General features: G+C 52.0%; 6 protein-coding genes. 1 reads left to right on the forward strand and 5 read right to left on the reverse strand.

Going from position 1 to position 6,450, the window contains the following annotated elements:
- Positions 1 to 233 precede the first annotated feature (233 nt).
- From LPA02S_RS10300 to LPA02S_RS10320, 5 genes are all read right to left on the reverse strand, one after another.
- Positions 234 to 617, reverse strand: coding sequence for a nuclear transport factor 2 family protein (locus tag LPA02S_RS10300; protein ID WP_054649531.1), 384 nt, complete (start codon positions 615 to 617; stop codon positions 234 to 236).
- Between the two features lie 472 nt (positions 618 to 1,089).
- Entirely contained in the window at positions 1,090 to 2,553 is a 1,464-nt protein-coding gene (locus tag LPA02S_RS10305; RefSeq protein WP_056956354.1) for a 6-phospho-beta-glucosidase, read from the reverse strand.
- 222 nt (positions 2,554 to 2,775) lie between these two features.
- Positions 2,776 to 4,221: a 6-phospho-beta-glucosidase gene (locus LPA02S_RS10310; protein WP_054649535.1), complete on the reverse strand. Its 1,446-nt coding sequence runs from the start codon at positions 4,219 to 4,221 to the stop codon at positions 2,776 to 2,778.
- 96 nt (positions 4,222 to 4,317) lie between these two features.
- Positions 4,318 to 4,677 (reverse strand): PTS lactose/cellobiose transporter subunit IIA, encoded by a 360-nt coding sequence (locus tag LPA02S_RS10315; RefSeq protein ID WP_054649536.1) that lies wholly within the window; start codon positions 4,675 to 4,677, stop codon positions 4,318 to 4,320.
- A 26-nt stretch (positions 4,678 to 4,703) separates the two neighbouring features.
- A complete protein-coding gene (locus LPA02S_RS10320) occupies positions 4,704 to 5,024 on the reverse strand; it encodes a PTS sugar transporter subunit IIB (RefSeq protein WP_054649538.1) in 321 nt (106 codons plus the stop codon).
- A gap of 368 nt (positions 5,025 to 5,392) precedes the next feature.
- Between LPA02S_RS10320 and LPA02S_RS10325 the strand changes: the two genes are divergently transcribed.
- Positions 5,393 to 6,100, forward strand: coding sequence for a GntR family transcriptional regulator (locus tag LPA02S_RS10325; RefSeq protein WP_054649540.1), 708 nt, complete (start codon positions 5,393 to 5,395; stop codon positions 6,098 to 6,100).
- The last annotated feature ends 350 nt before the right edge of the window (positions 6,101 to 6,450 follow it).

The raw sequence follows: 6,450 nt of genomic DNA on the forward strand, positions 1-6,450 counted from the left end.
GTTACACCCTGGCAGTGGTTACCATTCCGACCCCACACGCCTACGCTCACCAACCCGACCGACGCGGCCTCACGCCACTATAGTGGCAACTTCATCTCCGGGCACGATGCCTCCACCCCACCACCACTTTACTGGCACCCGTTAGTTCGAGCCGAATTGGTAACATTTCATTGTGGAGTCAGACTATACTATCTCAGTAACTGCAATCCTTCATCAAGTTAACGACTTTACCCCTAAAACATACCGTTACCGTTCTGGGACTGGTCAGGCACCACCTGTAATACGTCAAAATGCTCAACAATTTTGCCGTCATCATCCAGGCGGAAAATATCCATGCCGGCGTAATCGTGATCACCCGGCCATACTTGTTCACAGTGTAGAACCACATAATTGCTCTCAGCAATCACCTTGTGGAAAGTCACGTGCTTGCCAGGATACTCGCGCGCCATCCGCTCAAAATACTCAATAAAAGCTTCTTTACCATCGGCAACTCCCGGATTGTGCTGAATATAAGTGGCCCCAGCATATTGCCCAATCACTTCACGGGGATTGGACTGGTTAAACATAAGGTCGTAAAACGCGGTCACGTTGGCTTTGTTACGTTCAAGGTTTGACATCGGTAACTCCTCTTAACAGACTATTTTAATTGTTCAAACTTGCTGTTACTTTAACATTAACACGTCAAGTGATTCTGTCAATCTGTTGATTTATTATCAAAATAGTTACTTCCGTGCTTACTATCGATAGTACAAGCCAATAATAATTTCACGACTCGTTTAACCAATTAATTGATTGGGCGAACCACCATTGTAGGTTGGGGTGCAGAACGTGGCGGAGGTGGGGACCGGGTTGGTCGTGACGGCTGCCGGCACTTGTTCTGTAGGAGGCGAAGCCGACGTACAGAATCAAACCTTTGAAATCGAGTGATTTTCCTCGAGTTCAAAGGTTCGCGGTAGTCCGGAACGGACGTGAGCGTGAGGCTAGTAGCCGGTCACGACCAACCCGGTCCCCACCGGAGCAACGTTCTGCACTCCAACCGGGGGCGACCACAAAAAAAGGGGGGGGGTTCAAGCCCCCTCCAAAATACCGTTACTTGACGTCAGCAAGGTTGCCCCCGTTGGTTTTGATGACCTGCTGGTACCAGTAGAACGAATCCTTCCGTGACCGCGCAAAGCTACCTTTGCCCTCATCGTCCACATCCACGTAGATAAAGCCGTAACGTTTGGACATCTGTCCAGTGCTGGCAGCAACAAGGTCGATGCAGCCCCACGGCGTGTACCCCATCAGGTTGACGCCGTCCAACCGTACCGCGTCAATCATGGCCTGCACGTGCTGGCGCAGGTAGTCCACACGGTACGGGTCGTGCACGCTGCCGTCATCCTCAACGTGGTCCACAGCGCCCAGGCCATTTTCCACAATGAACAACGGTTTGTGGTACCGGTCAGTCAGCCAATCCAGCGCAAACCGTAGTCCTAATGGATCAACCGTCCATCCCCACTCGGTCTTCGGTAGGTACGGGTTCTCCGCCAGCTGCTTGCCGTCCGGTTTAAACGCGTACCCACTTTGCTCGTCGTACTGCACCGCGTTGGAAGCATAGTAGCTAAAGCCGATGTAGTCAACCGTGCCTTCGCGCAAAGCCTGGAAGTCTTCCTCCGTCGCATCCGGCCGGAAGTCCTCCCGCTCCAGATACTTAACCAGCCATTCAGGGTACTCGCCGTTCACCTGCACATCGGTCCACCAGTTCCGCAAATCGTTAACCTTGTGGGCAAAGAGGACGTCTTCCGGCTTAGCCGAGATGGCGTAGAACGGCGTAAAGTTAATCATATTGCCAATTTCAAAGTCAGGATTAATGGCGTGCCCAATTTTAACCGCCAACGCGCTGGCCACTAGTTCGTAATGCGACGCCTGAAACATGTCCGCCTCACGGTCCTTAGCCGGTGTCCCCTCTGGATAGACCAAACCGGAATTAGTCGCCATCAAAAAATCGTTGAGGTAGTCCGACTGGTTATCAATCTCGTTAAACGTCATCCAGTATTTCACGCTGTCACGGTACCGCTCAAAACAGGTGCGGGCAAACCGAACGAAGAAGTCAATCACCTTGCGACTCCGCCAGCCGCCGTACTCGTGCACCAGGTGCAGTGGCATCTCAAAGTGGGACAGGGTAATTACCGGTTCAATCCCATAACGGTGGCATTCAGCGAAGAGGTCGTCGTAAAACTTCAGTCCCGCCTCGTTCGGCTCGGCATCATCACCATTGGGGAAGATTCGTGTCCAGGCAATCGACGTGCGGAAACACTTGAAGCCCATCTCGGCAAATAGCTTCACGTCTTCTTTGTAGTGGTGGTAAAAGTCAATGGCATTATGGTTCGGGTAGTACTTCCCCGCTTCCACGTCCTGAGTAATTTCCCGTGGAGTGGTGGCCGAACCCACGGTCATCACGTCCGCAATGCTGGGCCCCTTACCGTCGGCGTCCCAACCACCTTCGAGTTGGTGTGCAGCTACCGCGCCGCCCCACAAAAAATTCTTTGGTAATCCTGACGAACTCGTTGTCATTAAAATATCCCCCTTGAACGTATTGATATTTTCAACATTAATCAGCCGGCGTTGTTAGCGCTACCAGCCACAGCTTTATGGTACAACACGGTACGCCAACCGCTCGTTTTTTTCGATGTAGCATGTTCCGTTTATCCGCAAAAAATGCCACCGCACCCAATCTCTCGGCGCGGTGGCACAGTGTTGATAGGCCAATTAACGCCCGCAAACATACTCATGCAGTTAGTCGCCCAAATCGGCGCCATTCGTGGCAATGAGGTGCTGGTACCAGGCAAAGGAGTCCTTCTTGTACCGCTGGTCGCTCCCCTGACCACTATCGTCGCGGTCAACGTAAATGAGGCCGTACCGTTTAGCCATTTCGCCGGTGCTGGCAGAAACTAGGTCGATGGGACTCCACATGGTATAGCCAATGACGTCCACCCCGTCTTCCACTACGGCCAACTCCATCTGGCGAATATGATCACGTAGGTAACTAATCCGGTAGTCGTCGTGGACCTGCCCGTCAGCTTCCAGCTTGTCGTACGCGCCAATCCCGTTCTCCACAATCATGGTTGGCTTGTGCCACCGGTCCTGAATCCAGTTCAGAATCCAGCGCATCCCCTGGGGGTCAATCTGCCAACCCCACTGCGACTTCTCAACGTACGGGTTGTCGACCAAGTCGTTGTGCTCATCGTACTCAACTTTGCCGTCTGCGCGCTCCTGCACCGTGAATGAAAAGTAGTAGGACATCCCTAAAAAGTCCGCCGCGCCAGCCTTCAACGTGGCGAGGTCCTCATCCGACAACGGAATGTCGTAACCCTTACGCTCGAAGTACTTCAACAGCCAACGGGGGTATTCGCCCTCCATCTGCACGTCACCGTAATAGTAGCGGTACTGGAGTGCACGTTCGGCCAGCATCTGGTCACCTGGCTTAGCGGTCAACGCGTAGATAGGCACCATGGCGAGCATCGCCCCCACCTGCAGCTGCGGATCCACCTTGTGTGCCGCCAGCACGGCCTTGGCGCTCGCAACCATCTCGTTGTGCGCGGCCTGGAACATGGCTTCCTCCCAGTTCACGCTGTCGTCGAGCTGGAGCCCGGAATCCTGGTAGAGGTGGTGAGCATTCCGCCAATCGGACTGGTTGTCAATTTCGTTAAACGTCATCCAGTAACGGACCTTGCCGTCAAAATGTTCAAAACAGGTCTGGGCAAAGTGTTCAAAGAAGTCGATGAGTTTGCGGTTACGCCACCCACCATACTTTTTGACCAGGTTGTACGGCATTTCAAAATGGGACAACGTGACCACGGGTTCAATCCCGTTTGCTAGTAACTGGTCGAACAAATCATCATAGTAGCGCAGCCCCGCTGCGTTCGGCTCGTCTTCATCCCCGTTCGGGAAAATACGGGTCCAGGCAATTGATGTCCGGAACGCCTTGAGTCCTAATTCGGCAAACAACTTGATGTCTTGCGGGTAAGTTTTGTAGAAATCAATTCCCCAATGGTTGGGATAAACTTTGTCATCCTGTACGGTGTCCGTGACCACGCGCTGGGGCTGTTCCCGGCTGGCCGCAGCCATCACGTCGGCAATAGATACACCTTTCCCGTCCGCCTGCCAGTTACCTTCCACCTGATGGGCCGCCACGGCACCACCCCAGAGAAAGTCATCTGGCATCTTTAAAGCTTTACTCATAAATTTATGCACCCTTTCTTCCCTTACCAGAAAAAAAGGCAAGACAAACAAGCAACCTGTTTGTCTTGCCTTCAATTTTCGTTCATACCACCGGTACTAGTCGGCGACGTCCTGACCGTCGAGCTTCTTGTATAAGTCGACAATCTCACCCGCCAAGTCGCGGAAGGTGATGGCGTTCATCAGGTGGTCTTGGGAGTGCACCGTCAGCAGCGTAACGTGTGCGTGTTTCCCGTTGGCCTCGTCCGTCAACATACCAGTCTGAGAGTTGTGCGCCTCGGAGAGGAACCCATCGGCCTCTTTGAGCTTAGCATCCGCCCCATCAAAATCACCGTGCTTAGCAGCGTCGATGGCTTCAAAAGCGGAGCTCTTGGCGTTACCGCCATTCACAATCAAGCCCATAATGGCTTCGAGGTTCTGGTCCTCTTCTACAGGTGCATCAGTATTTGTTTCTGCCATGTGCAATGTCCTTTCGTTACGGGCGCCTACTTGGCCGCCTCGTCAATGGTCTTCAAAGCAGTCTTGAGGACGTTCTCGCCGTTCATCAGACCGTAGTCCTGCATGTTGATAACTTCAACTGGGAAGTCATATTCAGAGTCCAACTTCTTCTGCAGGTAACGTACCTGAGGGCCGAGCATCATGACGTCAGGGTTGCCGTCCTGGAGCTTGTTCTTAATGTCGGAAGAAGCCGTTGCGGCGATGTTCACCGTGATGTCATCCTTTTCGGCGGCCTTCTGCATCTTGCTTACCAGGAGGCTAGTTGACATACCAGCGTTGCAGACCAACAAAATATTCTTTTCAGCCATAATAATTTCTCCTTATTTAGCGTACCGTATTCCACAATAGTTACTCACCACGATTGCTGTAAGCCTTTTTAGCAACCGCTTTCAGCTCCACGTCCATAATATAATACATGGGTACAAATTTTGCAAGTGCTTACAAATATTTTTTGCCAATATTTGCTGAGTTCAGCAACCAAATTATCGCCGCCAACCGCTTCATGGCGGGCTTTACGTGCATTATCATCAGCTAAATAAAAATATTTGGGCACTGTTCGGCGTATTTTTTAGGGGGCTAATGGTGCTATTATAGGGGTACAAATATCGTTAAAGTGTGGCGTAACTGTACTTGCAGGCTTAATTGCTAGCGGTGCACAAAGCGGAGGACGGTTTTTATGTATCACGAAATTGCCGAAGACATTATTCGTTCCATTCATGAGGGCCTATTTACGGATAAATTACCCACCGAGGCGGAGTTGATGACCACGTATGATGTGAGTCGTAACACAATTCGGCGAGCCATTGATGTGGTCTACCAACGCGGTCTCCTGCGCCGGATTCAGGGTTCGGGTTACTACGTGAACAAGATGCCGCAACCGTCCAAAACGGTCATCAACTTGGTTGCGGGAGCCGGGGCCTCACTACATAATTCGGACAACCACCTCACGTCGCGCGTGGTCACCTTTGACAAAATCAAAGCCGATCCGGAGCTCGTGCAGCCCATGAAGCTGAAGCCGAACAGCGAGTTGTACCGGGTAGTACGGCTACGTTACCTCAACCAGCAACTGTATTGCTTGGAGGAAGCCTACTACTCCACGACGGCGGTGCCGTACCTGCCGGTGGAAGCGGTGAACGGCTCCATCTTTGATTTCATCTCTGAGAACTACGACGTGCACGTCACGGCGAGCGAGGAGTACGTCAGTTTGGCGCCGCTGGCACACGACCAGGCGACGGTGATGGGCCAACAACCCGGCAAAGAGGTGTTGGCACTCGACCAGACCAATTTCTACGGCAACGGGGTGGCGTTCAACTTCTCCACCACCTACTTTGTCTACCCGGGGTTGCGGTTCTATTCATACTCGTTTCCGGTCAGTCACTCGTAGACAGGCAATAAAATATTCAAAGGCTAATATGATTACAAAAACGGTAGTAAGGATATTCCAACAATCAGGAATATCCTTACTACCGTTTTTGACAGCATTATGGTAAGGCTGAACAATTGGTGGAAGTAATTGTTCACACTCTACGACCGTCATAGGGAAAACTAATGTAGTGCCCTTAATAACTTTGTTTAATCACCCGAATACCACCAGTTGCCCGGGAAATCGCTCTGTAGGCTTGCACCGCGGCCGGGACGAAGGCGGTTAGGTCTGTGTGTGTGGCGGCTGCCGGCCCTTGTTCTGTTGGAATTACTGCTAGTTGGTGCGTCAGCGCCTACTAGCAGTTATGACTT

The sequence above is a fragment of the Lacticaseibacillus pantheris DSM 15945 = JCM 12539 = NBRC 106106 genome (genome assembly GCF_001591865.1).
Classification (GTDB): Bacteria; Bacillota; Bacilli; order Lactobacillales; family Lactobacillaceae; genus Lacticaseibacillus; species Lacticaseibacillus pantheris.